The 26339-nt window shown below is 58.5% G+C and carries 25 protein-coding genes and 1 pseudogene; 12 read left to right on the top strand and 14 right to left on the bottom strand.

Annotation, left to right across the window (positions count from 1 at the left end):
- Positions 1-134: 134 nt before the first annotated feature.
- Both ATH90_RS11880 and ATH90_RS11875 read left to right on the top strand, forming a co-directional pair.
- The gene (locus ATH90_RS11880) at positions 135-845 is read left to right on the top strand and encodes a histidine phosphatase family protein (protein WP_034104480.1); all 711 of its coding nucleotides are present in this window, start codon (positions 135-137) and stop codon (positions 843-845) included.
- 56 nt (positions 846-901) lie between these two features.
- Complete coding sequence (locus ATH90_RS11875) at positions 902-1216, top strand: SCP2 sterol-binding domain-containing protein (protein ID WP_016969749.1); 315 nt, start codon at positions 902-904, stop codon at positions 1214-1216.
- Positions 1217-1272: 56 nt separating this feature from the next.
- On the opposite strand, the gene ATH90_RS11870 is transcribed toward ATH90_RS11875, so the two are convergent.
- The 4 genes from ATH90_RS11870 to ATH90_RS11855 are packed head-to-tail and all read right to left on the bottom strand — an operon-like array spanning position 1273 to position 3099.
- Positions 1273-1761: a periplasmic heavy metal sensor gene (locus ATH90_RS11870; protein ID WP_098466343.1), complete on the bottom strand. Its 489-nt coding sequence runs from the start codon at positions 1759-1761 to the stop codon at positions 1273-1275.
- Entirely contained in the window at positions 1758-2189 is a 432-nt protein-coding gene (locus ATH90_RS11865) for a hypothetical protein (protein WP_098466342.1), read from the bottom strand. The genes ATH90_RS11870 and ATH90_RS11865 overlap by 4 nt, the downstream gene beginning before the upstream one ends.
- Entirely contained in the window at positions 2186-2764 is a 579-nt protein-coding gene (locus tag ATH90_RS11860) for an RNA polymerase sigma factor (protein ID WP_098466341.1), read from the bottom strand. Before ATH90_RS11860 ends, ATH90_RS11865 begins: the two co-directional genes overlap by 4 nt.
- Positions 2765-2787: 23 nt before the next feature.
- On the bottom strand, positions 2788-3099 hold the full coding sequence (locus tag ATH90_RS11855) for a YXWGXW repeat-containing protein (RefSeq protein ID WP_034104469.1): 312 nt from the start codon (positions 3097-3099) through the stop codon (positions 2788-2790).
- Between the two features lie 224 nt (positions 3100-3323).
- Here ATH90_RS11855 and ATH90_RS29360 point away from each other — a divergent pair, with 224 nt between their 5' ends.
- Positions 3324-3464, top strand: coding sequence for a hypothetical protein (locus ATH90_RS29360; protein ID WP_170041114.1), 141 nt, complete (start codon positions 3324-3326; stop codon positions 3462-3464).
- Here the strand turns inward: ATH90_RS29360 and ATH90_RS11850 are convergent.
- On the bottom strand, positions 3461-3709 hold the full coding sequence (locus ATH90_RS11850; RefSeq protein WP_034104467.1) for a DUF1652 domain-containing protein: 249 nt from the start codon (positions 3707-3709) through the stop codon (positions 3461-3463). The genes ATH90_RS29360 and ATH90_RS11850 overlap by 4 nt on opposite strands.
- Positions 3710-3956: 247 nt before the next feature.
- Here ATH90_RS11850 and ATH90_RS11845 point away from each other — a divergent pair, with 247 nt between their 5' ends.
- Complete coding sequence (locus tag ATH90_RS11845; protein ID WP_098466340.1) at positions 3957-4901, top strand: GGDEF domain-containing protein; 945 nt, start codon at positions 3957-3959, stop codon at positions 4899-4901.
- A gap of 531 nt (positions 4902-5432) precedes the next feature.
- Here ATH90_RS11845 and ATH90_RS11835 read toward each other — a convergent pair.
- The 4 genes from ATH90_RS11835 to ATH90_RS11820 form a co-directional block, all read right to left on the bottom strand.
- Positions 5433-5879, bottom strand: a complete 447-nt coding sequence (locus tag ATH90_RS11835; RefSeq protein ID WP_098466339.1) for a GNAT family N-acetyltransferase — start codon at positions 5877-5879, stop codon at positions 5433-5435.
- A 74-nt stretch (positions 5880-5953) separates the two neighbouring features.
- Positions 5954-6862 (bottom strand): helix-turn-helix transcriptional regulator, encoded by a 909-nt coding sequence (locus ATH90_RS11830; RefSeq protein WP_098466338.1) that lies wholly within the window; start codon positions 6860-6862, stop codon positions 5954-5956.
- A gap of 36 nt (positions 6863-6898) precedes the next feature.
- Positions 6899-7594, bottom strand: a complete 696-nt coding sequence (locus ATH90_RS11825) for a fumarylacetoacetate hydrolase family protein (RefSeq protein WP_034104458.1) — start codon at positions 7592-7594, stop codon at positions 6899-6901.
- Positions 7595-7660: 66 nt separating this feature from the next.
- Positions 7661-8713 (bottom strand): AbrB family transcriptional regulator, encoded by a 1053-nt coding sequence (locus tag ATH90_RS11820; protein ID WP_098466337.1) that lies wholly within the window; start codon positions 8711-8713, stop codon positions 7661-7663.
- Positions 8714-8821: 108 nt separating this feature from the next.
- Here ATH90_RS11820 and ATH90_RS11815 point away from each other — a divergent pair, with 108 nt between their 5' ends.
- The gene (locus tag ATH90_RS11815) at positions 8822-9721 is read left to right on the top strand and encodes a LysR family transcriptional regulator (RefSeq protein WP_069023488.1); all 900 of its coding nucleotides are present in this window, start codon (positions 8822-8824) and stop codon (positions 9719-9721) included.
- Between the two features lie 4 nt (positions 9722-9725).
- On the opposite strand, the gene ATH90_RS11810 is transcribed toward ATH90_RS11815, so the two are convergent.
- Complete coding sequence (locus ATH90_RS11810) at positions 9726-10055, bottom strand: hypothetical protein (protein ID WP_034104451.1); 330 nt, start codon at positions 10053-10055, stop codon at positions 9726-9728.
- A 134-nt stretch (positions 10056-10189) separates the two neighbouring features.
- A complete protein-coding gene (locus ATH90_RS11805; RefSeq protein WP_098466336.1) occupies positions 10190-12691 on the bottom strand; it encodes a TonB-dependent siderophore receptor in 2502 nt (833 codons plus the stop codon).
- 253 nt (positions 12692-12944) lie between these two features.
- Here ATH90_RS11805 and ATH90_RS11800 point away from each other — a divergent pair, with 253 nt between their 5' ends.
- The 5 genes and pseudogenes from ATH90_RS11800 (at position 12945) to ATH90_RS11780 (ending at position 20400) form a co-directional block, all read left to right on the top strand.
- Complete coding sequence (locus ATH90_RS11800; RefSeq protein ID WP_098466335.1) at positions 12945-17636, top strand: RHS repeat-associated core domain-containing protein; 4692 nt, start codon at positions 12945-12947, stop codon at positions 17634-17636.
- A gap of 1 nt (position 17637) precedes the next feature.
- Positions 17638-18051, top strand: coding sequence for a hypothetical protein (locus tag ATH90_RS11795; RefSeq protein WP_098466334.1), 414 nt, complete (start codon positions 17638-17640; stop codon positions 18049-18051).
- A 472-nt stretch (positions 18052-18523) separates the two neighbouring features.
- On the top strand, positions 18524-18940 hold the full coding sequence (locus ATH90_RS11790) for a hypothetical protein (RefSeq protein WP_189655647.1): 417 nt from the start codon (positions 18524-18526) through the stop codon (positions 18938-18940).
- A gap of 283 nt (positions 18941-19223) precedes the next feature.
- Positions 19224-19691 (top strand): annotated as a pseudogene (locus ATH90_RS29545) (RHS repeat domain-containing protein); the annotation flags it as partial.
- Positions 19692-20016: 325 nt separating this feature from the next.
- Positions 20017-20400, top strand: a complete 384-nt coding sequence (locus ATH90_RS11780) for a hypothetical protein (RefSeq protein WP_098466332.1) — start codon at positions 20017-20019, stop codon at positions 20398-20400.
- 892 nt (positions 20401-21292) lie between these two features.
- On the opposite strand, the gene ATH90_RS11775 is transcribed toward ATH90_RS11780, so the two are convergent.
- Positions 21293-21730 (bottom strand): DUF3995 domain-containing protein, encoded by a 438-nt coding sequence (locus ATH90_RS11775; RefSeq protein WP_034104435.1) that lies wholly within the window; start codon positions 21728-21730, stop codon positions 21293-21295.
- A gap of 93 nt (positions 21731-21823) precedes the next feature.
- On the opposite strand from ATH90_RS11775, the gene ATH90_RS11770 reads away from it, so the two are divergent.
- Positions 21824-22213 carry a DUF2946 domain-containing protein gene (locus ATH90_RS11770; RefSeq protein ID WP_034104433.1) on the top strand — a complete coding sequence of 130 codons (390 nt, stop codon included), beginning with the start codon at positions 21824-21826 and terminating at the stop codon, positions 22211-22213.
- A gap of 95 nt (positions 22214-22308) precedes the next feature.
- Positions 22309-24435, top strand: a complete 2127-nt coding sequence (locus ATH90_RS11765; RefSeq protein ID WP_098466331.1) for a TonB-dependent receptor — start codon at positions 22309-22311, stop codon at positions 24433-24435.
- 77 nt (positions 24436-24512) lie between these two features.
- Here the strand turns inward: ATH90_RS11765 and ATH90_RS11760 are convergent, their stop codons facing one another.
- Positions 24513-25529, bottom strand: a complete 1017-nt coding sequence (locus ATH90_RS11760; RefSeq protein ID WP_034104428.1) for an ABC transporter substrate-binding protein — start codon at positions 25527-25529, stop codon at positions 24513-24515.
- 133 nt (positions 25530-25662) lie between these two features.
- Positions 25663-26112 carry a hypothetical protein gene (locus tag ATH90_RS11755; protein WP_174890956.1) on the bottom strand — a complete coding sequence of 150 codons (450 nt, stop codon included), beginning with the start codon at positions 26110-26112 and terminating at the stop codon, positions 25663-25665.
- Between the last annotated feature and the right edge of the window lie 227 nt (positions 26113-26339).

The following is a 26339-nucleotide window of genomic DNA, read 5'->3' as shown; positions in this document are numbered from 1 at the left end:
GTTCGAGCCAGTGATCAAACGGCCAGCAACGACGGGCTCCAACGAGCTTTTAAAACAAGCGTATGTTTTTTCATTGACAGCTCGAAGGCATCCTCATAACCTCGCCAGACTTTCAACGTACCGGGAAAACGGACGTGGGCAGCATTTATCTGATTCGACATGGCCAAGCCTCTTTCGGTGCAGACGACTACGACGTCCTGTCGCCCGTCGGCGTGGAGCAGGCGCAAGTGCTCGGTCGCCACCTGGCAGACATGGGCCTGGTGTTCGACCGCTGCGTGGCCGGCGACCTGCGCCGCCAGCAGCACACCGCCAGCGCCGCCTTCGATCAATACAGTGCCCTCGGCCTGCCGGTACCGGCAGTGGAAATCGACAGCGCCTTCAACGAATTCGACGCCGAAGCGATTATCCGCGCCCTGCTCCCCGACCTGCTCACGACTGAACCCGAAGCCCTGGAAATCCTGCGCAATGCCGCGCAGAACCGCAGTGAATTCCAGCGCATCTTCGCCCTGATCATCGAGCGCTGGCTGGCCGGCACTTACGATCCGCCCGGGTTGGAAAGCTGGCTGGGCTTCGTGGAACGGGTCCAGGGCGGCCTGCAACGTATTCTTGAAGCAGCGGACAACACGCAGAAGATCGCGGTGTTCACCTCCGGCGGCACCATCACTGCCCTGCTCCACCTGATTACCCGAATGCCCGCCGCCCAGGCCTTCGAACTGAACTGGCAAATTGTTAACACCTCGCTCAACCAGCTGAAATTCCGCGGGCGCGAGGTGGCACTGGCTTCCTTCAACAGCCATACCCACTTGCAACTGTTGAAGGCGCCGCAGCTCATCACCTTCCGATGAACTGCGGCCAACCGTGACCCCAAGGTCACTGGACTCTACCTTAAAGGATCGAAACCATGACTGACGTAGCCAAAGCTGTAGAAGCAATGAAAGCCAAATTCAACCCAGCCGCCGCTGACGGCCTGGACCTGGTGTTCGGTTTCCGTATCGACGACACCCAGAACTTCTCGCTGGTGGTTAAAAACAACACCTGCGAACTGCTGGAAGGCGAAAACCCTGACGCCCAGGTGACCCTGGTGACCGACGGTGAGACCATGGAAGGCATCGTCAGCGGCGACACCGACGGCATGCAGGCCTTCATGAGCGGCAAGCTGCGCACCGAAGGCGACATGATGCTGGCCATGAAGCTGAGCGAACTGTTCCCGGCTTGATTCACGGGCAACCCTGAATCCCGATCCCGCCTGCCCCGGCGGGATTTTTTTGCCCGTTATCTTGAGTCCGCTGCCGGCTCCTTGAGTTTTCCGCCAGGTTTTCCTTGCCCACGCAGGTACAACGCCTCCACCAGTTTCTGCCGCTCGACCTGAGGCAAGGTGCTGGCGAACTGCGCCAGTGTGGTGTCCACCAACGCGCGAAGCGCCATATCCGCCTCGCGCGCCTTGGCCAATTCGGCGACCAGCACATCTCGATCCAGAGTCGGCGCCTCCAACTGGTGGATCACCCCCAGGCGCGCTGAACGTCCGGCCATGATCAATGGCTGGCTGTCAGCGCTGTTATGGCGCAACAGTTGACGCAATTCCCTGCGCCGCGCCGGCGGCAACTTGACCATGGCCTGGCGCAAACCGTGCTGGTTGACCACCGTTTCGGCAGGCTGGGCGCTGGCCATCCAGTGGTACAGGCCCCCGCCCACCCCGCCAATCAAAAACACATTGAGCAATACCGAGACAAGCAACCACGGTTTCAGGGATTGGGCGGTCATTGCTCGGTTTCCTCGGCGTTGACGGTGAAGACGACTTCCGCATCCCCCTGATCGAAGACGCTGGGCAGCACCTCGGACGACAACATCGGCAGCGGCACACTCATGGACGCCACGAGCATACCGGTGACGACGCCGGCAATGCCCACCCCCACCAGCCCTGCCGGTGAAAGCCAACCGGCGTAGCGCGACCAGAACGATGCACGGCGCGGTGCAGACTGACGGATCTGTCTGGCCAATGCCGAGTCGGCCAAAACCGGTTGATGGCTGTCCAGGTGTGCATCCAGCCAGGCAGCAGCTTGCAACGCCTCGCCGGCAACCGCATTACCGCTGTCCAGCAGCGCCTTGGCCGCGCCTTGTTCAGCCGGGGGCCACCGCTGTACATCGGCGCCATAGGCCTCGGCCAGATAAGCAAATCGTTCGGGTGTCATGACTTTCCCCTTCCTGGGCGGGCGAGCCCGGGTGTGTCGGCAAGTTGGCTGCGCAACTGGCGTCGGGCCCGCGACAGCAGGCTCTCCAGTGCCTCGACGCTGATATTCATCAGGGCCGCGGCGTCGATGTTCGACAGCTCCTGGTAGTACTGCAACACAATCGCTTCACGCTGACGCTCAGGCAGCGCTGCCAGGGCGGCGGCCATGCGTGCGCTACGGTCGGCGGTTTCCACCTGCTCATCCGGGGAGGGCGCGCTGTCCGCCAGCTCAAGCGCCTCCTCCTCGGTCAACGGACGTTCCTTGCGCCGCCGCAAACGGTCATGGCACAGGTTGAGTGCCACGCGGTGCAGCCAGGTGTCGAAGCGCGCTTCGCCACTGCGCCAGCTGGCAGCCTGGCGCCAGATACGCAGGAAGCTTTCCTGGGCCACGTCCCTGGCCTCGTCGGCATCCCCCAGGATCCGACTGGCAAGCGCCAGCAGGCGCGGCAGCTTGCGCGTCACCATTTCGTTGACGGCCGCAGGTTCGTTGTTACCGATACGCGCCAGCAGTTCAACGTCCGGATCAGTGTCTTTCAATCGGGCAATTCTCGGCTAAGGGTTCAGCGGATCCAATGCCCTTCACGCCAGTACCAGTTGGGGCCGTGTGCCTCCCAATGGCCGGGCTCCCAGCGTGCGTTGCGCATCACCGGTTGCCAGTGACCGGGCACCCAACCGTAGCCGCGCCCTTCCCAGCGCCAGTGCCCACGGTCCCAGGCGTAGCCCGGACGCTCAACGGGGATCACTTCCACGCGCTCCGGTGGTGGCGCCTGGCGGATGATGATTTCGGGCTGGGCAAACACCGGGGTGCTGGCAAACGCAGCAAGGGCCAGCGGAGCAAGCAAGGCAAAACGCAATTTGGCCAGGGGTCTCATGGCAACTCCTTCATGCCATCCGCGAAAGTGTGGGTGGCTGATGGGTTGAACGCTGGGGAGCGCAAAATCCGTCGCGGAGAGCGCGAATTATTTCTGGGCAGTGAACGCAGGCAGTATTGCCCAAGGGATGGCGAGGCTTGATGAAATGTTTGAAAGCTTCGCGACGGATTTATGCACGTGGCAGCGTTGAAGGATTAACGCTGATCAACCGAAGAGGAAACACCATGTACCGCCGACTTTACATGCTGGTTGCCGCACTGCTGATCGTCAGCCTCAGCGGCTGCGTGATCCTGCCGGAACACCGCCATTGCTGCTGGCGCTATTACGGCGCGCTCGATACGCCGACCCACGCGGTCAACGGCTAGCTCACCGCTGCAAACCCACGGCGCCCGGCCTTGATCTCGGTGCGCAACTCGCCAATCAGGTTTGAGATGGAACGGATGCTGTCCAAACCTTCAGGGGACACGCCGGTCAGCAGCAGGTCGACCCGACCGGAGACCGGCTCGAAAATGTTGATGCGCAACGAGCCATCGCTATTGAGCGTGCAATCGCACGCCAGCGGCAGAAAGCCGGAGGCCATGATGCGATTGAATTCAACGATTGAAATCATGATCAGTCCCCTTCCCTGGGCCCCACCCGGTGGTTGAGATGGAACCAGAGTAGATGAGGTTTTGCTGGGCATGGGAGCATTCGTGAAAAAGTGTTAGCCAAGCCTCATTTCGCGCCGTAAACGCCGATCCGCTGGCGCCAGAAAACCCTGCGCACAACCTCTCGTCTGCTGTTGCGGTACGCACTTGACTCCGCGCATCGATCAAAAGACGCTATTGGCATTTGGCCATCATCTTGAGCAACCCACCATGAGCATCGACCCACCGAGCCAGCCCGACAGCGACGTGTACAAAACCTTGCTGGAGTCGACCAAGGCGATCCCATGGCGCATCGACTGGCAGACCATGACCTTCAGCTATATCGGCCCGCAGATCGAAGCGCTGCTCGGCTGGACCCCGCAAAGCTGGGTCAGCGTCGACGATTGGGTCGAGCGCATGCACCCGGACGATCGCGAATACGTGGTGAATTTCTGCGTATCGCAGTCCCGCGCGGGGGTGGATCACGAGGCCGACTACCGGGCGCTGACCGTGGATGGCGACTACGTGTGGATCCGCGACGTGGTGCATGTGGTGCGCAAGGACGGCGAGGTCGAGGCGCTGATCGGTTTCATGTTCGATATCAGCGAGCGCAAGAAGACCGAGGAACACTTGGTGCGCCTGCAAAAGCAACTCGAGGAGTATTCCTACCAGGACGGCCTGACCGGCATCGCCAACCGGCGCATGTTCGACACCGTGCTCGAACGCGAATGGGCGAGCGCCCAGCGCAGCCAGTTGCCCCTGTCGCTGATCATTCTGGATATCGATTTCTTCAAGCAGTACAACGACCACTATGGCCATATCAAGGGCGATGAATGCTTGCGCCAGGTCGCGCATACCTTGTCGCAGGCCGCCAACCGCCCACGGGATTTCATTGCGCGCATCGGCGGCGAAGAGTTCGTGTGGTTGCTACCGGAAACCGATGCGGCGTCGGCCAGGCAAGTGGCACAACGCTGCCTGCATTTGATCCGCCAGCAACAGATCACGCATGGATTTTCGCCAGTATCGAACCTGCTGACCCTGAGCCTGGGTGTCGGCACCCGGATCGTCACCCAGGATTGCCCGATGCTGGCGTTTGTCGAAGACGTCGACAAGTTGCTGTACCAGGCCAAACGCAATGGCCGGATGCGTGCGGAGTTCACCGAAGCCGAAGTTTGACGCCAAGGTCAAATGACAGGCAAAAAAAATCCCAAGTAGCTGATGGAAACTTGGGATTTAAAAATGCATAAACCGTGGGAGGTGAACGCCCGGCTATATTACCGATTGGAAAAAGCTGTCACAAGATTATTTTTATCCTTTCGTCGGATTAAAAGTGTCGTAAGTCATTAAATAACCACACATTTTTTAAGGTAGCGAAGTATATAAGTGCCACTTTTTGGTGCAACTACCGCCCCTATTTCCACGTATAAGAAAGGGTTATTGGATTAAGGCGGCGTCACACTATTCGGTAGACGCCTGTTCAACCGCACGCAAGTATCTCGGGTTTCAGGGTTATCGGGCTGCACCGAACGCGCCACACTTTCCACGTGTCGGCACAGCGTCAAACGCTCGTTGGCGGCTTCCCGCGCGCGGTCCACCTGAGCGTTCAGCCGCACAAAATAGACCCCGAGCACGACCGCGACGCAGAGCACTCCAAGCACGAAGTAGCGCAAACTGTTGGACGATGACGGCTCGGAGGGGCGCATGACCTTACTGCGCCCTGCTCTTCTCGTAACGTACGTCGTCGCCCTCGACCGACCCCGTCACCGTCCAGCCAAGGCGTTGGTAGAATCCGTTGGCACGGATTTCGTCACGCCCATCCGTCACCAGGAAGAGTGTGGCATGGCGTTCAAACAGCGCAGTTTCGGCCACCGCCATGAGTTGGCGGCCCAGCCCCAGATTCTCGTGGGTCGGTAACACAAACATCGCAAACACCTCGCCCGTGGCCAGGTCGACCATGCTGAAGGCGACCGGCTGGCCATCCACTTCGGCGACCCATGCACAGGGCGCTTCGCGGATGCTGTCGGCCAGCACCTGCGGCGTGATGTCCAGCTGGGCCATCTGCTCGACACTCAAGTGGTTTTGCACCACGCGAGTGCGGATATTGAACAGCGTATCGACATCGTCCTGCGTCGCCGCGCTGATGAGCGTTTGCATATTGGCCTCCCTCATGAAGGACGCAATTGTATGCAAATAGAAACACTGTAAATGTCGTGGATTTGTAAAGCGCCCTACACAGCCTCGCCATGCTGCTGGCGACGAAATTGCCCCGGCGCCAAGCCATGGGCCTTGCGAAAACAGCGGGAAAAGTACGCCTCATCGGTAAACCCACAGCGGTGTGCGATGGCCCCAACCATCTGCGCACTGTTGAGCAACAAGGTGCGCGCCAGCTGCATGCGACGGTCGAGCACCAAGTGGGAAAAGGGTTTGCCGGTTTCCTTGCGCAACAGGTGGGTAAGGTAGTTGGGTGAAAGGAACGCGGCGGCCGCCGTGTCGGTAAGGCTGAGGCTCGGCTCGTGCAGATGCTCGCGGATGTACCCCTGCACACGCGCCAACGCATCCTTGCGCCCACGCCGGGTGGCATTGTTGGCGGCATAGGCTTGCAGGGGCTCGGCGTACTGTTCGCAGACCAGGCCGATCAGTTGAAACAGGTAGCCCTTGAGGCGTTCACGGGCGCCGAAGGTACGGTGGGCATCCAGCTCGCGCATATGCGTGAGCCAGGTTTTCACCTGGTCAAACGCCGCGTCGTCGAGGATGAAATCCAACTGTTCCTGGAAGCGAAACGGCGACAGCTCGGGGGCCTGCCCGATGGGAACATCTTCGAGGTCCAATGGATCGCAGGTCAGCTGCGGCAGGAAAAACGCCTGGCTGAAATTGATCAACATGAACTCGCCACCCTCGGGATGAGGAATCACGTGCAGCCGATGGGGCAGGATGAACGCCAGGGCCTTGTGCGGGAATGGACGCACTGCCCCGCCGATATGCTGCACGGTGTCGCCGCCAAGGTTGATCTGGATCTGGAAATACTCATGGCGATGCGGGCTGGTCAGCGCCGCCCGCCCGCGCTTGTCGCGGATGTAGAAGTCGGGGCGGTCGCTGCGCTGTTCCATGCCGTAGGTGGTGACGCGGGTGCCTGGCATAACGGTCTCTCGGGTGGCCTGGGCACCACTTTAGCCTCAACCCTGGCCGAGGGTGAAACGCAACTCACCCAGCCCGTCGATACCGGCAGTGACCACATCGCCCGGCTGCAGAGCCCCGACGCCTGCGGGCGTGCCGGTGAAGATCAGGTCGCCGGCCTTCAGTGCGACGGATCGGGAGGCATGGCTGATCACCTCGCTGACAGACCAGATCTGGTCGGCCAAGTCGCCCACCTGGCGCTGTTCGCCATTGACCTTGAGCCAGATTCGACCGCTGGACGGATGCCCCACCGCGCTCACCGGATGCAATGCGGTGCTTGGCGCGGATTCATCAAAGGCCTTGGCCCATTCCCACGGACGCGAAAGCTTTTTCGCCTGGGCTTGCAGGTCGCGGCGTGTCAGGTCGATGCCAACGCCATACCCCCAGATGTGCGAAAACGCCTGTTCCGGACGGATATCCACGCCATCCTTGCCGATGGCCACCACCAGTTCCACTTCATGGTGCAGGTCGGCGGTCAACGGTGGATAGGCGATCACGCCTTCGGCCGGAACCACTGCGTCCGCGGGCTTCATAAAGAAGAATGGCGGTTCACGGTCCGGGTCATGTCCCATCTCACGCGCATGTTCGCTGTAGTTACGGCCCACGCAGAACACACGGCGCAGCGGGAAGCGTGCAGCGCTGTCCTGCACAGCGAGGGATGGGGTTGGCGCGGGGGTGAATACGTATTCAGTCATGGCCTGTGCCTCTTCATTTACCTGGCGCCAGTATGGCCAGGGCTGTCGCCGCTAAGTTGGACAGGCTTACGCAGAATTTGCACTGGCCGGTGCTTGCACCTGCGGGGCCCGATCCAGCAGGCGAAACAGCGGCAGGCAAGCCGCCTGGATCAGCAGCATGCGGATCACCTGCATCGCCGTCACCAGGGTGACGGCCAGGCCCAGGGCCTCGGCGGTCAGGCTCATTTCCGGCGCACTGCCGGGCATCATGCCCAGGGCCAGCGACAGCCATGGCATGCCTAACCCCGTACCGAGTGCCCAGGCAGCCAGCGCGGTGGTGACCACCGAAGCAGTCAATAACAGCATCACCTTGGCCAGCAACCCCGGTGCGCGGCGCATGAAACTGCGGTCAAAGGCAACGCCCAAGGCACAGCCGATCAGCAACTGCCCGCTACCACTGAGCCACCCCGGCATGCTCATCGACAACTGATTGCAGCCCACCCCCACCGCGCAGATCAGGAACGGCCCGAACGTCCACGGGTTGGGCAGCTTGCACTGCTTGAAACCGAGGGCCGCCAGCCAGCTCATTGCCAGAATGAAGATCAGCCACGGCCAGATCACCGGCATCGGCGCATGCGCGGTCACAGCCGGCAGGCCGAACGTGGCAACTGCGGGCACCGTCAACAAGATCAGCAGCAGGCGCAGACTATGGGCGGCGGCGATAAAGCTGGTATCCGCCTGGCGTTGGCGCCCTAGGTGGACCATCTCGCTGGAGTTGGCGGGCATCAAGGCAAAGAACGCCGTGCCGAAGGTCACGCCCCAGCGATGCAGGATCAACACCGAGCACAACGCCAGCACCAGCGTCAGCATCACGGCCGTGACGATCAACCCCAAATGAGCCACCACCTGCTGCATCACCGGCAACGTGAAATGACAGCCGATGGCGACCGCCACGATGAGTTGCCCGGCTTGACGGCCATGGGGAATTTCCGGCACCAGGCCGCCGGCGCAGCGCGTGAGCATCACGGCCACCAGCGAGCCGATCACCCAGGGCAACGGCCACCCCGCCCAACTGGCGAGGCTGCCGCCCAACGCGCCGACAATCAGGGTGAGGAGCCAGTATGGGCGAAGGTTGAGCATTGTCTGGCACTCGGCATGGAGAAGAATGCCGACAGGTTATAGACTTGCCTTCATCACAGAAAATATCTATTTGTTAAGCCATCCATCACACTTTGTTATGCGAGCCTTATGAACCTCAAAGCGTTGGAGTACTGCGTCGAGATTGCCCGCCAAGGCAGCTTCACCAAGGCGGCCCAAGCGCTACACGTGGCACAACCGGCGCTGAGCATGGCGGTGAGCCGGTTGGAGGATGAGTTGGGCGTCGCCTTGTTCAACCGTGCCACGCGGCAGATCAGCGTGACAGCCGAAGGCCAGTTGTTCCTGGCACGTGCCGAAGCCTGCCTGCAAGGCTTGGCCGGCGCTCGCCGTGAGTTGCAAGACCTGACCCAACTGCATAGCGGCGAGATACGCGTCGGCGTACCGCCCATGTATGGCATCCGCCATATTCCGGAACTGTTGATGCAATTTCGCGCGCGCTACCCCGGTATCGCCATGCATGTAGTGGAAGGCAGTGCCGATGACATCAGTGAGCGCCTGGCGACACGGGACATCGACGTCGCGTTGCTGGAGTCACGGCGTGTGGACCCGGACTGGGAGTCGGTGCTGCTGGGCAGCGATGAAATGGTGCTATGCATGCAGGAGCAGCACCCGCTGGCGGGCGCGTCTTCCATCCCGGCTGCGCGGCTGCAGGACGAGCCCATGCTGGTATTCGACAATACCTTCCTGCAGCGCCATCTGCTGGATGCCTTCTGCAACAGCGCACGCGTGCGGTTCACCATCGCCCTAGAGAGCAATTTCGTCCCACTGGTGATTACGGCCACCCGCAACGGGATGGGCCTATCAACCCTGCTGCGCTCGGTGCAGGAACAGGAGCCCGGGCTCGCAGGCGTGTCTTTCGAGCCTGCACAGTTCATGCACTTCAACCTGTGCTGGCGTGCGAGCGAGTACCTGTCCCAGGCCAATCGACGATTTATTGAAACGGCGAAGGTGTACTTCCAGGAAGATGCCAGCTCACCGCTGTCGCGCTAGGCGATCATTTACGCGCGACTTTGTAACGCACGCAATCCTGGTAGAAGCCCTGGCGAATCGCCTCGGGCTTGAGCCGTGAACGGCTGTCGTAGGTTTGTTCGGTGATGCCCATGGCCATCATGCGCATCCACGATTTGTTGAATTTCATCGTCTGGATCTTCTGCCGCGCCGCGTACAGCGACACACCCGACAACTTGAGCTCCTGGGCCCTGGCGGCCGTACCGGCGCCCCAACTGCACATGTACTTGTCACCCTCGCGCAGCTCCCGTGCCTGCACGGCAGCCGCGCCGCCGGCCAGGGAGCAGGCGATCAGCATGATTCCAACAGTGCGCATTTGCATCCCCACCTAACCACCTGAAAATAAAAGTGATTCTGGCGAGAATTGGGTGACAGGGGGGCCATTAAATTGCCTTACTGCGCACGGTATCACCGGCCCCCCAGCCAGCGAGGCCGTAGCTTTTTTTCACCTCACCATTGGTAGGTCGCACTCGCCTGCACGGTGCGTTGCGAGCCATACCAGCACCACGAATAGGAGTAGCAGGACGCGACATACTCTTTGTTCGCAAGGTTGGTGGCGTTGAGCGCCAGGCGCAGGTTGTCCTTCAGGCTGGTGATGTTCGGGATGTCATAGTGCACGGCGGCATCGAACAAGGTGTAGCCCGGGACCTTCAGCGTGTTGGCGGTATCGCCCCAGGAAGACCCGACATAACGCGCGCCTGCACCGGCGCCGAAGCCCTTGAGGTGACCGTCGTGGAAGGTGTAGTCAGCCCAGGCCGAGGCCGTGTGGCGCGGAACCCCATAGGTGGTGGTGCCTTTGGCGGCGATGGCCGGGCCTGCGCCAATATCGCTGATGGGTGCATAACGCACGGTGTTGTTGGACTTGCTGATGCGATTGTCCAGGTACGCGTAGGCTGCGGTGATGTCCAGGTTATCGTTGAGGCTGGCCTTGCCTTCCAGCTCAAAGCCACGCGATTGCACTTCGCCGTCCTGGCTCTGGCAGCGCCCGGTGCCACACAGGTGGGTGGGATCCGGGTCGGTGGTCAGCACGTTGGTCTGGCGCAGGTCGAAGATCGCGGCGGTGATAAAACTGTTGCTACCCGGCGGCTGGTACTTGATGCCGACTTCATACTGCTTGCCTTCGGTCGGCTTGAACACCGAGCCGCCGTAGCCGGTACCCGATTGCGGGTTGAACGACTCCGCGTAGCTGGCATACGGCGCCAGGCCATTATCGAAGAGGTAGACCAGGCCGATACGCCCGGTAAACGCCTTGCTGTCCAAGGACGACTTGCTCTTGGCGCCGCTGCTGATGGTCTGGGTACTGTTATCGGTGCTGGCCCAGTCATAACGGCCACCCAGCAGCAACACCCACTTGTCCCACTTCATCTGTTCCTGCAGGTACACGCCGGTCTGCTCGCTGCGCGATGTGCCGTCGGTGGTGTAGGCCGGCACCGGGACCGCCGCGCCATAGACCGGATCGAAGATATCCAGGGTCGGGCCTGCGGTGTACACGCCTGAACCGGACTGGGTGTCGGTGCTGTTGTTCTGGTAGTCGAGCCCCATCAACAAGGTGTGCTGCAACGGGCCTGTCTCGAATTTGGCCTGCAACTGGTTGTCGAGGGTGTAGGCATCCATGTCGACATCGCTGGCGATGGTCGAGCGGCGGATGGTGCGGTAATCCGTCAGCAAGTAGTTGTTATAGAGGCTGCGATACTGGCCTTCGCTGCGCAGGTACCGCGCATTCTGGCGTACGGTCCATACGTCATCGAAGTGGTGCTCGAACGCCCAGCCGATGGAGTAGTACTCGCGGTCGCTTTTCTCGAAGTTCTTTTCACCATCGTAGAAATCCACATCGATGCTGCGCCCGGTCGGGCTGTGCAGTACAGAGCCCCAGGCCGGCACCGAGCCGTAGGACGCGCCCTTGGGGTCCTTCTGGAAATGGCCCAGCAGGGTCAGCGAGGTGGCATCGTCCGGGCGCCAGGTGAAGGCACTGGACAGCGACTGACGGCGCGTCTCGGTGTGTTCCACCTGGCCATCGGCATCGTCGATAAGCCCGGCCACACGGTAGGCGTACACACCCTGATCATCCAGCGGGCCGCTCAAGTCGAAGGTGGTGCGCTTCTTGTTGAAGGTGCCGTATTCCACACCCACTTCATGAAACGGGGTGTCCAGCGGGCGCTTGCTGACCATGTTGATCACACCACTCGGCGTGCCCTGGCCGTACAACACCGAGGCCGGGCCACGCAGCACTTCTACGCGCTCCAGGTCGAAAGCGTCTTTCTGCGGCAAGGCATCACGGCTCGATGGCATGCGCAGGCCATCAAGGTAAGTCGCCGGGGCGAAACCACGGATAGTCAGTTGGTCCAGGCGCGACGCGGTGGCGCCACGGGTTTCCGGGATGACGGCGGCGCTGTAGCGCAGGATCTGGTTGAGGCTCTCGGCGTTTTGCGCGCGCATCTGGTCTTTGGTGACGATGGAAATCGACTGCGGGGTTTCGATCAGCGCGGTATCGGTCTTGGTGCCCGACAAGCTGCGCGTCGCCACATAACCGGACACTGGCCCGTTCGGGCTTTCAGCCTGGTACGCGCCACTGATAGTGGTGGCCTGCAGCTCCATGGCGCCGCCGTTATCCGGGATGGCTTCCAAGCGGTAACGGTCACCGGCGATCTTCAGGGCTTGCAGGCCACTGCCGGCGAGCAATTGGTTCAACGCCACATCGGTGTCGTATTGCCCGCTCAGCCCCTTGCTGCGCTTGCCCCGCGTCAAGCCTGCATCGAAGGCCAGTACCAGGCCCGCCTGCTCGGCCAAGCTATTGAGTGCCTGGCTCAAGTCGCCGGCAGGAATCGAGAAGCGACGCTCCGCGCTGCTGCTCTCTTCGGCGAAGGACGACTGGACGGTCAGTAACGGCACGGCGGCAAAAGCCATCGCCACTGACAAGGCCAGTGGATGCAAGGGACGAGCAAGGCGCGACATGGGAAATCCTGCGTAATGGAGGTTCTATTAACCATGACGGCCATGTCGGGAAATCGGGCAAGGATGCGAGCGATTTTTATTTGAGAAGCAATGCCGCAATCAGGTTTGTCGGTTTTTTGTGTAGCCCATCGGGTGGGCTTCTCGCGGTTTTTCCACCTGCGTAGTCGGTCTTTTCTGAATTTTTTATCCGTTCATCCAGACGCCTTTTGCTGCGGCATGCTCCGACGCCTTGCCCTTTGTCGAGACGTCACGGATGACCCACGCTGCCCACATTGCCCTGATCGACCATGAACTGGATGGCTTTCATCAAAGCCTGGTGATGTATCGCCAGCAGATGGCTGCGTGGTATTCGCGTGCGCTGGATTCGGTCAGCCATGGGCTGGACATGCCGTCGTTGCTGGGGATGGACCGGGTGTTGCGGGCCGGGGATTCGCAGCGTTCGGCAAGCATTTCAGATGCTGACTTTGCGACCGTGACCCAGTGCCCGATGGGCGGTGAACTGAAGATCGAAAGCCTGTTCGAGTCGGTGTACGACGTGCCGATTGGCAATATCCCGGTGGAGGTCATCGACCTGGATGACGGCATTTCCACTGTGGTGATGCTGGATGAACGGGGTCAGGGTTCCCACCACTGCGCGGCAGGCAGGCGCTATCAGGTGCGGGTGCAGGGCGAAGTGTCCGAGGAACAGGTCGAGGCTTTGTTTGCCTCTTACGCCGGACTGATGGGGGACTTGGAGCAGTGGCTCCGGGCACAGTGGTCTGGCTTTAAACCGCACTGGGAGCGGTCAACCGCCAGCGCGATTGGCAGCGGCGTATTGGCAGGCAGCTGGGCGGCGATTCGCGAAGTGTGGGACAGCATCAAGCAGGTCCAGGCGATTCTTGAAGCCCCGCTGAACTACGTCGAGCAGTTGGGCGCCGCAGCCGCCGAATTGGCGCAAATCGCCACCGCTGCACCCAAGGTCATGGAACAGGCGATGTTACTCGCCAGTGATGAAGCCGCGCTGTACCTGTTGCTGCGCACAGCGATGATCTGGCTGGACGCATTGCCCCCCGACGAAATTGCCGAAGTGGCGGCTGGGTTCATGGTATCGCTGCTGATTGACCTGGTGATTGGCGCGGTGTTGACCATCGCCTTGCCAGCAGCGGGTGTGGCGTATTTGAGCTTGCGGTTGGTCAAGTACGGATCACGGATTCTTGATGTGGCGGTGGGATTTGTCAGGGGCCTTTTGGCGATTCTGACGACGTTCATGCAGGCGGTGGATCGCTACAAGGCGGTCGCGGTTCGCGGCGTGGTTGGCGGGCTCAGGCAAGGCACGATGCAAATGCGCTGGAAGGCGCGGCAGAACGCGGTGCTGAAGCAGAAAGAGCACGTGGATGACGTGCCGTCTACTGCTCGCAATCCCAATGGGGATGCCGCTGCGTCTTCGGAAAAAACCGCCACGAACGGTTGCCCGGTGTCGATGGTCACGGGCGAGGAACTGCTGACCCTGACCGATGGGACGCTGGACGGGATTCTGCCGTTTGAGTGGACACGCTTGTACCGCACCAGTGCAGTGGAAGTGGACTGCGGGTTGGGGTTTGGCTGGAGTCACTCGCTGGCGCATCGGCTGAATGTTTCCGGCGACTCAGTGGTGTGGACCGATCACGAAAACCGCTCGACCACCCTGCCCTTGCCCACGGTTTCTCGGCCTGCAATCACCAATAGCCTGGCCGAAGCAGCGGTCTACTTGGGGTCGCTGCCTGATGAACTGGTGCTGGCTCAGTCGTCACGTTTCTACCACTTTCGCGACGGTGTGCTGACGGCGATCAGCGATGCGTATGACAACCGGCTGCGCATTTGCCGGGATGTTCTGGGGCGCATTGAGCGCCTGGATAACGGCGTGGGGCGTTCGCTGTTTTTGCGCTATGCCTCGAGCCGGATCGTGGCGGTGGACTACCAGATTCATCGGGCCAAAGACCTTGAGCCTTTTGAATGGGTGACGGAGCAGACCGTCGTTTCCTACGCCTATGACGACGCTGGGCGACTGATTTCGGCAACCAATGCGGTCGGTGAAAGCGAGGTTTATCGGTACGACGCTCAGCACGTGATTCTTGAGCGTGGATTGGCCGGTGGGGCGAGTTTCTATTGGGAGTGGGAACGGGCTGGCAAGGCGGCGCGGTGTGTCCGGCATTGGGCGAGTTTCTCGCAGATGGACACGCGGTATGCCTGGGATGACAACGGGCAGGTCACGGTGTTTAACGCCGACGGCAGCCAGGAAGTCTACGTGCATGACCAGCGGGCGCGGCTGGTGCAGCGGGTGGATCCGGAGGGGGCCGAGCACTTCAAGTCCTACGATGACAAAGGCCGGCTGACGGTTGAGCAGGATCCTCTCGGTGCGATCACGGCGTATCAATACGACGAAGCGGGACGCCTGGTGGCGTTGTTTCCGGGAGATGACGAGCCGACGACCTACGAGCATGACAACGGATTCGTACGGGTTGTGCGGCGTGGTGAAGCAGTCTGGAAATACGAGCGGAATGACCAGGGCGATGTTACGCGTAGGACCGATCCTGACGGCAACGCTACTGACTACAGCTACAACCAATATGGGCAGCTGGTTGGCGTTTGGTACCCGGATCACAGTTGTCAGCGCCTGGTGTGGAATGAACGTGGGCAGTTGCTTGAGGAGCAGTTGCCCAATGGTGGAATCAAGCGCTATCGCTATGACGATCTCGGACGACAAGTTGCGCGTGAGGATGAGCATGGTGCGCTGACCCAACATCAGTGGGACAGCGTGGGTCGGTTGATCCGCGTGGTGCTACCGGGCGGTGCGTGCAGGGAATACAGCTACAACGCTTACGGAAAAATCACTTCCGAACGCGATGAACTGGGGAACGTCACCCGCTACGAATACGCCGACGGCCTGCACCTGATCAGCCGCCGCATCAACGCCGATGGCAGCCAGGTCAAGTACCGCTACGACAACGTTCGGCTGCTACTGACCGAGATCGAAAACGAGGTCGGCGAGACCTACCGGCTTCAGTACCACAGCAATGGCCTGATCCAGCAGGAAACCGGGTTTGACGGCCAGCGTACGGCTTACGTCTACGACCTCAACGGCAACCTGCAGGAAAAGACTGAACACGGTGATGACGGTAGTCGGCTGGTCACTCGCTATGAGCGCGACCATGCCAGTCGACTCGTAAGAAAAACCCTGCCTGATGGTGGTGCCGTCGACTATGCCTACGATCGCCAGGGCAATCTCCTAAGCGTCGACGACGGCCACTGGGCCCTGACCTATGAATACGACGTCCAAAACCGCCTCACCGCCGAACACCAAGGCTGGGGCACCCTGCGCTACGGCTACGACGCTTGCGGCCACCTTCACACACTACGCCTGCCGGACAACAACCGTCTCACCTTCAACCACGCCAAAGGCGGTCACCTCGCCACCGTCGAACTGAACGGCGCAGTACTCACCTCGCACCTCTTTACTGCCGGTCGCGAACAGCAACGCCAACAAGGTCAACTGCTCAGCCACTACCAACACGACCACCAGGGACGCCTGCTCAGCCAGAGCATCAACGACGCCGAAGGCCCGCTATACCGCCGTCATTACGACTACGACAAATCCAGCAACCTCACCCGCCTGCTCGACACCCGCAAAGGCGAACACCGCTACCACTACGACCCACTCAGCCGCCTCACCCGCGCCGACCACACCCAAGACGAGCAAGAACGCTTCGGCCATGACCCGGCCGGCAACCTGCTCATGCAAAACCGCCCCGGCCCCGATATCGTCGCCGGCAATCGCCTGATGATCCAGGGTGACCACCATTACGACTACGACGCCTACGGCAACCTGATCCGCGAACGCCGCGGCAAAGGCCATCAACTCGTCACCGAATACCACTACGACTGCCAGCATCGCCTGATTGGCATTAAGACGCCCAACGGCCAAACCGCCAGCTACCGCTACGACCCGTTTGGGCGGCGAATCAGCAAAACCGTCGATGGCATTACGACCGAGTTCTTCTGGCGAGGCGACACACTCATCGCCGAACACCACGCGAACCGCCACCGCAGCTACCTCTACGAACCCAACACCTTCCGCCCGCTGGCGCTGCTGGAAGGCTTCGGCCCAAAGGAAACCAAGGCCTACCACTACCAACTCGACCACCTTGGCACCCCGCAGGAACTCACCGCTCCGAATGGCGAGATCGTCTGGTCTGCGCATTACCGTGCTTACGGCGAAATCAGCCGTCTCGACATCGGGAAAATCGACAACCCTCTGCGCTTCCAGGGCCAGTATTTCGATCAAGAAAGCGGGCTGCACTACAACCGCCATCGCTACTACAATCCGGATGTTGGTCGTTACCTGACGCCGGACCCGGTGAAGTTGGCGGGTGGGATCAATGCTTACCAGTACGTGCCTAATCCTACGGGATGGGTTGATCCGCTGGGCTTAAATGGATGTCCAGATGAAAAGGGATGCAAACCCTCATCTGGTTTTCAAGAACCTTCAGCACAAGCATCAATTAAAAAATCAGAACCCGACCCTCCGATTTCAAATAGAGATGAGGAATATCTTTTTCGGGGAGACAAAACACCTCCGAACGAGGTATTTAAAAACGGCTTCAAAAGCAAAGGCGATAGTGAGGATCTATATTTACACGCTGTTGACAGTGCTGACCCACCAAGTAACTTTATTAGTACATCGCCTCTCCGCGCAGTGGGAATTACCTTTGCAACTAGCTATGGAGATAAAAAGGGTTACTTGTATACGCTTAAGAGCATTGAGGGTCATGACATAAACCTAGAGCTAGGCAACCAGACGCCATACCCCAAAGAAAAAGAATTTGCTATTCACCACAAAGTAAATCCAGAAGATATCATAGGGGCTACACCGGTCAAAGCTGATGGAAGTTATGTAGGCTATTCGATTCCAAATCCAAACAGGAAATAAAATGAAAACGCAAAAAATACCTGCAATTATTGACAATAAAAAAACAGAAGTAACTGTTAAATATGACATCGCAAAATTAATTATGGTATTTTCAGAAGCTGATAACTTTAAAACGATTTACGAAGGTATAGACATGTATATGTGCCTTGCAAAAATCAGGGCAGACTTCCCCCATATCACCTTCCTATGCAAAGGTGCAAAGCGAAACGTTAAACCTTCAAGAATGGCATCTCAAATGAGTTCAGGCCTTGTAGCATACGAAATGACTCTAGGTAAGCAAGCAACTAACGAAAATATCGTCCACTTGTTCGACTATGAAGAAGAAAACCTTACAAGTAACCCACAAGAACAGGTTGAATTTTTCAAACAATGGTTAGCATCACTGCGTGCTCAAGACTATGAAAAATTCAACTAAGTCTTTTTCATATGACTCCTCACTGATTTCTCACGCTGTGGCGAGCAGGCTTGCCCTTCGTTGGGCCGCGAAGCGGCCCAAGTGCAGGCAGTGAGTTTTTTCAGGTAAAGCAGCATTTATCTGTTTTGGGGCTGCTGTGCAGCCCAAAGCAGGGCAACCCTGCTCACCACAAAAGGGTGTCCATCAGCGAAAAATCACCACTTCGAAAGCTCCATAATCATCCGGCTAAGCAGATAAACCCGCGGCGCCACACTCCACGCGAAGCGCTTGGACTAGCTCCATTCAACGGGATGGACCAGAGTAAAATTCCCATATTCAAACTGGAATTACCCGGAGCAGGACGAGGCTATCGCCCTAACAAAAAAGACATTGACAGCCCAGCCCTTAATGAAAATCTAAATTGGTTCGAAGTGAAATTTGATAAAAAAGATGGGCCCAGACCATTCACTGCTTATCCAGTCGAGAAAAGATAATGTTGAAAAACCCATTCTTAAATGAGCCATTTGACCCTAGCCTAAAATGGTTTATTAGTGTATTTGATGTATATGATCGAGAGCAGGGGCTGGGTCTAGAACTGGAAAAATACGACCCAAACAATAAAACCGATCGAGCGTTTCTCATAAAAACTCACGCCTTGAATTTAAGCTACCTTTCTTACAGGCACAAATACGCTTTGATTAAGGCCCTGGAAAATAGTCTGAACGATGAGAGTTATGACTTCCAAGGCTTATTCGATATAAATGAAGATGAGGCCACATCATGGCCTCGAGAAGAATGGTACAAACTTGAAAACCCTAAAGGCTTCTTAGAGGATGTCCATCAACTCGCTCAGATAAGTTGGAAAGACGACCTCCAAAAGGCCAGCCTAGAAGATCAGTCAACTTGGTAACACCAACACCGCTATCCAAGGCAACACCGCCCCTCCCCTGTGGCGAACAGGCTTGCCCAGCACTGGGCCGCGCATTGGCCCCAGTCTGACCGATGGGGATTTTCAGGTAATCAGCACTGCCAGTTCTTGGGCTGCTGCACAGGGCAAGCCTACTCGCCACAAAAGCCTGCCCACCACGACAAAACGCTCACTCGGCAGAATGAGGGCTCCCCCAAACGCACTGAATGAGCCCCCCACGCCTATCACCGCTTCGAAAGCTCCATAATCATCCGGCTAAGCAGATGAACCCAACACCTTCCGCCAACTGGCGCTGCTGGAAGGCTTCGGTCCAAAGGACACCAAGGCCTACCACTACCAACTCGACCACCTCGGCACCCCACAGGAACTCACCGCTCCGAATGGCGAGATCGTCTGGTCTGCGCATTACCGTGCTTACGGCGAAATCACCCGCCTCGACATCGGGAAAATCGACAACCCGCTGCGCTTCCAGGGCCAGTATTTCGATCAAGAAAGCGGGCGGCACTACAACCGCCATCGCTACTACAATCCGGATGTTGGTCGCTACCTGACGCCGGACCCGGTGAAGTTGGCGGGTGGGATCAATGCTTACCAGTACGTGCCCAATCCTACGGGATGGGTTGATCCGCTAGGATTGAGCCCCTGTCCAGGTGGCGACAAGTGCAAGCCGACTAGCGATGCAGAAGATTTAGGAACGAAGGCAAACGCCAATGATGGGGAGCCATTCCTCCCAATGCCCTCAAATATCCCGCCTAAAATGGGATATCACATCGAAACCTACGCCAATAAATCCGTCAAACCCCAAGAAACCGTGCGAAAGTGGGATGAATTCCTAGGGCTAGGTCCTCACACCAACACCAACCCACGAACCGGAACACCCGATCGTGACAGGATAGTCTCTAGTGACGCTAAAAGAAGCATCCGTTACGGCTCGCACGAAATGAACGGCAAACCAAGCAGACATCACTATCATGAGGAGACTTGGACTCTTGAGCTTAAAACCAACACCATGAATGTGGACAACACCGTCGTTAGAGTTCCACTACCGAAGAAGTGAAATGAAAATACGAATTACCGACGTAATATCCACTGCAGACACTTTATTAGTCAGCTTTCGCTCATCCATCGGAAGTGGCACCGCTTCGTGGCTAGGGGTCCCTCCCAACATCGGTGATGATCAGGATGTAGAGCTCGACTTGGATGAAATTTTTTCTTGGGGGATAAACGTTACGCCATCCTTCGATACGACTTCACAGATCACCCATGTAAACGGCACTTATCACATAACAGCTGAATTGATTGAAGTGACGGACGAGGACTGCGCCGTGTTAAAACTTGGTGATTCAATACTCCTTATTGAACTCGATGGACCAATCACTCATGAATCCGGTTACGTCGACGTGCGAGCAACCAGAGTCATCTTACACCCAACATATATTTAGTCCCTGCCCGCGAGATACCATTGAAAAGTAGAGCCTAGGACCCAGGCACCTGCAGCTCAATGGCCACCCACGCCAACTCCACACATATCAATGTGTGCCCCATAAGAAAAATGGCCCGCACTTCACATTTGAAGGAAACGGAAAACCCGTGATCCTATTACCATCCTCCTTGAATAGCTCTTAGAGCACAATGAATAACGACACCACTACTAACGCCATCAAATCTCGCATCAACCAATATTGAGAAAGCTCAGGCAATAGCAATCTATGAAACAATAGAGGAAGAAGTCCCATTACTCACTGTTCGAGCGACGGCGATCTGCTTTGCAAGCTACTGCCCATACGAAACCGACGTGGAAAGCTTCTACGAGCTGAACCAACTTTAAATCTAGCCGACCATTACGATATACAAAAGCCATTCGACCGAAACCAACGCCGAGCGTAAGAATGATAGCTTCTCTTACGGACTACATGGCTTGTTGAATAATAAACCCTTTAAAACTTTTACCTCATTCAGTTATGCGGGCAGTGACTAAGACCACCCCAACCAAAACGAGAACTTCGCAATTGTAACGATCGAAATAATTGATATAACCTTCTTGCAAAAGAGATGTCCCAGCGCAGACACATGCTCCCCGACAGAAAAATCGCCCCAGACGGGCAACGCTAGCACGGTGCAAATCCCTCTTTTAGAAATGCTGATCTCGAAATATTTAAGCCCCGTATGAAAGTAACGGCGTTATTCGAGCGACCCTTGGGTAGGGTAAAGGGGCTATGTCATTCCAAGAAGATTTCGCAGCGATGCACTGTCAACGATGACGTAACCTAGGGATTGCACGGTACTGCATTCAACCTTTGATAATGAATGCCCTGCTTAACGAGCAATCAGCCCTCACCCCCACGCCACCACCAACAACCCCACCCCCAACACCAGACACAACGGCGAATAAAAATACGTATCCAACCTCGCAAATCTCGACCCACCTACCTTCTTGAAGAACCCCACCAATTCCGAATCCCCAATCGCCCTGGCAAACATCAGCACGGCAATCGCGCTGATTCCCCATTGCAACGCCCCATGGGACACTGCCGAGAAGTACAACCCGGCCCGCAGGCACACCAGCAGCGCTATGGCAACCAGCCCCATTGCCACGAGGAAGGTCCCCAGCGCGGAGGGTTTGAACGCGGGCCTTGGGCCGCTGGCGAATTCGCCGGGCAGTTGGGGGATGGCAGCAAGGCTGCCGAGTTTGCCGCCGGCGGCCCAATACAGGTGGACCATGCTGATGCAGGTAAAAACGCCGACAATCCATCGTGCGACAACGAAGCTCATGGCTGGCTCTCCCTGAAAAGGTGCGAATCAGGATAGTCGCCCTGAGATTTTTTGCAGGCATTTCGTCGGCGGCTGATGGTAAAGTGCCGCCCCATGAAACTTGCCCGCGCCGACCGCTCGCTCATTGCCTGGATGCTCTACAGCTGCGTCCTGTTCAATGTGTTCGCCTGCAGTATCGGACATGGGCAGATGGTCGGCATGCAGCTCAATGGCATCGGTGGTCAGTTTTGTACGGTGGACCCGCGCACCCAGGCGCCCAAGCCGTCCAATTCCACTGAAGAGAACCTGCCCACGCTGTCCAAGGCATTTGGTTGCCCGCTTTGTTCCACGGGTGGCATGGGCCCGGCGCTGAGTTCCAGCCTGAATGTGGCGGTGTTGCCGCAACCCCACGCCCCACCACCCGCCATTGTCCTGGCTGCCGACATCCCTGCCCGCTTCACCTGGCCCACGGCGCACCCGCGCGCTCCGCCTGCCTTCGCCTGATCCCTGCGCTTTCCGATCTGCACTGAGCACCGTTTCCGCAAGGAAGTACGGGCGGCTGTGCGTTGTTTTCAAGCCAAGTTTTTCAGGATTCAACCATGAAACATCTACCCCTGTTGGCGGGCGCGTTCGTCTGCCTGCCGGTCTGCGCCTGGGCCCTTGAGTTAGCCCCGACAACCATTGATGGCGACCAAGCGGACGAACCCGGCCTGACCCTGGACCAATCCAGCGGCATGGCGTCGCGATTGGGCCTGAGCGTGCGGGAAACCCCCGCGTCGGTGGCCATCGCCAATCGCAATGACATCGAGCGCCACGGTGCCAAGACCTTCCGCGATGCGGCCAATACCCTGCCCGGGGTCAACGCCAGCGCACCGCCAGGGTTTGGCGGGTTTGTCTCCTACCGTGGCTTTACGAGCAGCCAGATCACCCAGATGTTCAACGGTATCAACGTCGCCACTGGCCTGGCTCGGCCAGTGGATGCATGGATCTATGACCGGGTGGAATTGGTGGGCGGACCCTCCTCGCTGATCAACGGTGCAGGTTCAGTGGGCGGTTCGCTCAACTACGTGACCAAGCTGGCCACCCGCGAGGAACAGGCTGCCGAAGGCCAACTCACCTATGGCAGCTATGACACCGCTGGCATGGCCTTCGGTGTCAATCATGCCCTGACTGAACCTGGCGCCGACGTGCAGCATTACGCACGCCTGGATGTAAGCCGCAACACCAACCACAGCTACATCGACCGCGACCAGCGCGAGGCGTGGAGCCTGGCGTTTTCCCTGCTCAGTGACCTTACCCCGAACCTGTCCCACACCCTGGCGCTGGAGTACCAGGACGAGCATGAAGACAGTCCCTACTGGGGCACGCCGGTGCTCAACCCCAAGGCGGGCGAACTGAAGATCGACAAGCACAACCGCTTCAACAACTACAACGTCGCCGACGGCCGCTACGAGCAACGGACGATCTGGGCGCGCTCGATCATTGATTACCGAATCAACGACAGCACCACGCTGAAAAACACCCTCTACCACCTCGACAGCCAGCGCGATTACCGCAACCTGGAAACCTACCAATACAACGCCGACAACAGCGCAGTGAACCGCTCGACGGCCTACCAAGTGCGCCATCAGGGCGAGCAGAACGGCAACCAGTTCGAGCTGCGCCATGACGACAGCCTCTTTGGCCTGTCGACCACCTGGTCCGGCGGTTTCGAATACAAGGTCAACAGCACCACCAACACCCCGCTGAATGTGCCAGGCAACAGCACGGTGGATCCAGGCAACTTCGACCCCGGGCACTTCTACGACATCCCTCGAACCCGGGAAAGCTTCAGCAAGGACAAGACCAGCGAAGTCACCACCAAGGCCTTGTTCGTGGAAAACCGCCTGGGCCTCACGGATAAACTCTCGCTGCTCACCGGCCTGCGGTATGACGCCATCGACCTGGACGTGACCAACCACCGCGTCGTCACGGCCACCAACCCACGCCACTTCAAGCGCAGCTGGGAACCGGTGACCGGCCGCGTGGGCCTGACCTATCAGTTCATCCCGTCGGCCAATGTGTATGTGCAGTACAGCACCGCCGCCGAGCAACCGAATACCACTACGCAAGTGTTTGATGTCTCGACGGGCAAACAGTGGGAAGTGGGCAGCAAGTTTGATTACCTGGACGGCCGTGGCTCCGCCACCGTTGCCGCCTACAAGATCGAGCGCAAGGACTTTGCCGTCACTGACCCGCAAGACCCGACCAACAGCATCCCGGTCGGCGCGCAGTCATCCAGGGGTATCGAGTTGGCCAGTTCGTTGCGCATCACGCCAAGGCTGTTGGCAGAAGGTAACTTCGCCTGGGTCGACGCCGAATACGAAGACTTCAATGAGAAAATCGCCAGTGGCGCGGTGGTCTCGCGCAAGGGCAATACACCGACCAACGTGCCCAAGCGAGTGGGCAACCTGTGGCTGACGTATGATTTCGCCGAGGACTGGCAAGGTGGGGTCGATGCGCGGTATGTGGCCGAGGTGTATGCGGACAATGCCAACACCCAGACGGTGCCGGCCTACACGCTGTTCGGGACGTTCCTGCGCTACAAGGTGGACTCGCACACCTCGGTGACGGGCCGGGTGCGCAACTTGACGAATGAGGTGTATGCCGAGTTTGCTCACGTATCGCCGGCGTATTACCTGGGCTCGCCACGCACCTTTGAGGTGGCGGTACAAACTCGGTTCTGACATTCAAATACACCTTCCTGTGGGAGCTGGATTGCCTGCTCCCACAGGGAGGACCCGACTGGCAGTGAGATCAGTGCCTAATTCAGGCTGGCTTCAACCTTCTGCGCCACGTCTTCGGTTAACCAAGCCTTCCACACGTCCGGATGCTCCTTGAGAAACGCTTGGGCCACCTCACGTGGCGCGGTGTGATTTTCGCTCATGGTCGCCAAGGCTTTATTCAACGGTTCAATGGGAAACTCGACCTTCTCAAAGAACTGGGCAATCTGCGGATGTTCCTTCTGGAACGGCGCAGAGACGCCAATACTCAACTTGGACGCCAACGACCGTGTCGGCTTCGGATCAGGATTATCCGCATCCGTCAGGGTTTTCCAGGCCTCGGCGTCAAACGGCGGCTCTTCCAACTGGATGAGTTTGTAGCGCCCCATCAGGGGCGTCGGCGACCAGTAGTAGAACAACACCGGTTTGCCTCGGCGGATCGACGAGGCGATCTCGGCATCCAGTGCCGCACCCGAGCCGCTGCGAAAGTTCACGTAGTCGCCGTCCAAGCCATACGCCTTGAGCTTTTGCTTGTTGACGACTTCCGAGGTCCAGCCGATGGGGCTGTTGAGGAAGCGTCCCTTGCCCGGGGATTCCGGGTCCTTGAACACGTCTTTATAACGCGCAAGGTCCTTCACGCTCTTGAGTTCGGGTGCCAGAGGCTTGATGCCTTTGGCGGGGTCACCCTTGACCACGTATTCCGGCACCCACCAGCCTTCGGTCGCGCCCTTGACCGTATCGCCCAGGCCCACCACCTTGCCTTCGGCCTCGGCCTTGACCCACACCGGGCTGCGGCCGGCCCACTCTTCACCGATGACCTGGATGTCGTTCTTCGCCAGGGCGGTTTCCAGCGTGATGGTCGTGCCTGGCAAGGTATCGGTAGGCAGGTCGTAGCCCTTCTCGACAATGACCCGCAGCACTTCGGTGATCAGGCTGCCGCTTTCCCAGTTCAGGTCGGCAAAATGTACCGGTGCCTCGGCGGCGGTAGCCGGCAACGTCGCCACCGAAAGCCCCAGGGTCGCCAGGGACGCAGCCAACAGTGTTCTCAATCCTTTCATGCCTTCGCACCTCGCGATATCGCAGCCAATGGCGGACGGCTTTGCTGCGTATGCGCGAAGCCTCTGAATAGTTAAGTCAACTCAACTGTAGTAGAGGTTCCGGGAGATAGCGGGTGTTCGCGTTTTTTGCTGATTACTCACTGGCCTTGAATGTTACCAGCTCACCCTTGCGCCATTTGGCGGCCTTGCCGGTGACGGCCTTGAGGGTTTTGGTCAAGCCTTCCTGCAGTTGCTCATTGGCGGCGAACACCAGCATTACGCTGTGGCCTTCCTTGAACACAATGCCCTGGCCTTCGGCCGAGGACACGAAGGCATAGTCGCCCAGGCCATACACGGTCAACTTGATGTCGCGAAACTTCAATTCGAACTTGCCGCCTTCTCGGCTAGGCAACACCGCCGCGCGGAAGTGGTCGCCGACTTTAAGCTCCAGCCGGGGCTTGTCATCCACCACCAGGGCCGCTTCGGTGTCGATTTCTGCGATGTAGATGCCTTCCGGCGTCTGCTCGGTAATGTAAACGAAACGGGATTGAAACTGTTTGACTAACTTTGCGCGCAAATCACCCAGCACGAACAACGCGTGCATATCCAGATTACTGACTGCCAAGGAAACGCCCCCACTTCGAAAAGAGCGCCGTCCGCCAGAGCGGGCAGCACAAAAAAACGGCCATCACGGCACGATCACACAACGCATTCTTGAAAAAAACTGAAGACAATCCCGCTGTCGCGCCAAAAGACTAGTACAGCCATACGCGATGGACCTTGTGCAAGGTCATCAGGCACTACAGGAGATCACAGGTTCAACGGCGCGAG

This window comes from Pseudomonas lurida, from assembly GCF_002563895.1.
Classification (GTDB): Bacteria; Pseudomonadota; Gammaproteobacteria; order Pseudomonadales; family Pseudomonadaceae; genus Aquipseudomonas; species Aquipseudomonas lurida.
The sequence above is the reverse complement of the archived record's forward strand: the minus strand, read 5'-3'. Positions and strand labels throughout refer to the sequence as shown.

What these genes read in the sequence shown, in the direction of transcription:
- ATH90_RS11820 (WP_098466337.1), bottom strand. Translation starts at nt 8,713, where the DNA reads ATGCTCAACCTTCGCCCATACTGGCTCCTCACCCTGATTGTCGGCGCG.
- ATH90_RS11835 (WP_098466339.1), bottom strand. Translation starts at nt 5,879, where the DNA reads ATGCAAACGCTCATCAGCGCGGCGACGCAGGACGATGTCGATACGCTG.
- ATH90_RS11765 (WP_098466331.1), top strand. Translation starts at nt 22,309, where the DNA reads ATGAAACATCTACCCCTGTTGGCGGGCGCGTTCGTCTGCCTGCCGGTC.
- ATH90_RS11845 (WP_098466340.1), top strand. Translation starts at nt 3,957, where the DNA reads ATGAGCATCGACCCACCGAGCCAGCCCGACAGCGACGTGTACAAAACC.
- ATH90_RS11865 (WP_098466342.1), bottom strand. Translation starts at nt 2,189, where the DNA reads ATGACACCCGAACGATTTGCTTATCTGGCCGAGGCCTATGGCGCCGAT.
- ATH90_RS11875 (WP_016969749.1), top strand. Translation starts at nt 902, where the DNA reads ATGACTGACGTAGCCAAAGCTGTAGAAGCAATGAAAGCCAAATTCAAC.
- ATH90_RS29360 (WP_170041114.1), top strand. Translation starts at nt 3,324, where the DNA reads ATGTACCGCCGACTTTACATGCTGGTTGCCGCACTGCTGATCGTCAGC.
- ATH90_RS11780 (WP_098466332.1), top strand. Translation starts at nt 20,017, where the DNA reads ATGAAAATACGAATTACCGACGTAATATCCACTGCAGACACTTTATTA.
- ATH90_RS11770 (WP_034104433.1), top strand. Translation starts at nt 21,824, where the DNA reads ATGAAACTTGCCCGCGCCGACCGCTCGCTCATTGCCTGGATGCTCTAC.
- ATH90_RS11850 (WP_034104467.1), bottom strand. Translation starts at nt 3,709, where the DNA reads ATGATTTCAATCGTTGAATTCAATCGCATCATGGCCTCCGGCTTTCTG.
- ATH90_RS11830 (WP_098466338.1), bottom strand. Translation starts at nt 6,862, where the DNA reads ATGCCAGGCACCCGCGTCACCACCTACGGCATGGAACAGCGCAGCGAC.
- ATH90_RS11755 (WP_174890956.1), bottom strand. Translation starts at nt 26,112, where the DNA reads ATGCACGCGTTGTTCGTGCTGGGTGATTTGCGCGCAAAGTTAGTCAAA.
- ATH90_RS11760 (WP_034104428.1), bottom strand. Translation starts at nt 25,529, where the DNA reads ATGAAAGGATTGAGAACACTGTTGGCTGCGTCCCTGGCGACCCTGGGG.
- ATH90_RS11810 (WP_034104451.1), bottom strand. Translation starts at nt 10,055, where the DNA reads ATGCGCACTGTTGGAATCATGCTGATCGCCTGCTCCCTGGCCGGCGGC.
- ATH90_RS11795 (WP_098466334.1), top strand. Translation starts at nt 17,638, where the DNA reads ATGAAAACGCAAAAAATACCTGCAATTATTGACAATAAAAAAACAGAA.
- ATH90_RS11825 (WP_034104458.1), bottom strand. Translation starts at nt 7,594, where the DNA reads ATGACTGAATACGTATTCACCCCCGCGCCAACCCCATCCCTCGCTGTG.
- ATH90_RS11870 (WP_098466343.1), bottom strand. Translation starts at nt 1,761, where the DNA reads ATGACCGCCCAATCCCTGAAACCGTGGTTGCTTGTCTCGGTATTGCTC.
- ATH90_RS11855 (WP_034104469.1), bottom strand. Translation starts at nt 3,099, where the DNA reads ATGAGACCCCTGGCCAAATTGCGTTTTGCCTTGCTTGCTCCGCTGGCC.
- ATH90_RS11800 (WP_098466335.1), top strand. Translation starts at nt 12,945, where the DNA reads ATGACCCACGCTGCCCACATTGCCCTGATCGACCATGAACTGGATGGC.
- ATH90_RS11805 (WP_098466336.1), bottom strand. Translation starts at nt 12,691, where the DNA reads ATGTCGCGCCTTGCTCGTCCCTTGCATCCACTGGCCTTGTCAGTGGCG.
- ATH90_RS11815 (WP_069023488.1), top strand. Translation starts at nt 8,822, where the DNA reads ATGAACCTCAAAGCGTTGGAGTACTGCGTCGAGATTGCCCGCCAAGGC.
- ATH90_RS11775 (WP_034104435.1), bottom strand. Translation starts at nt 21,730, where the DNA reads ATGAGCTTCGTTGTCGCACGATGGATTGTCGGCGTTTTTACCTGCATC.
- ATH90_RS11790 (WP_189655647.1), top strand. Translation starts at nt 18,524, where the DNA reads ATGTTGAAAAACCCATTCTTAAATGAGCCATTTGACCCTAGCCTAAAA.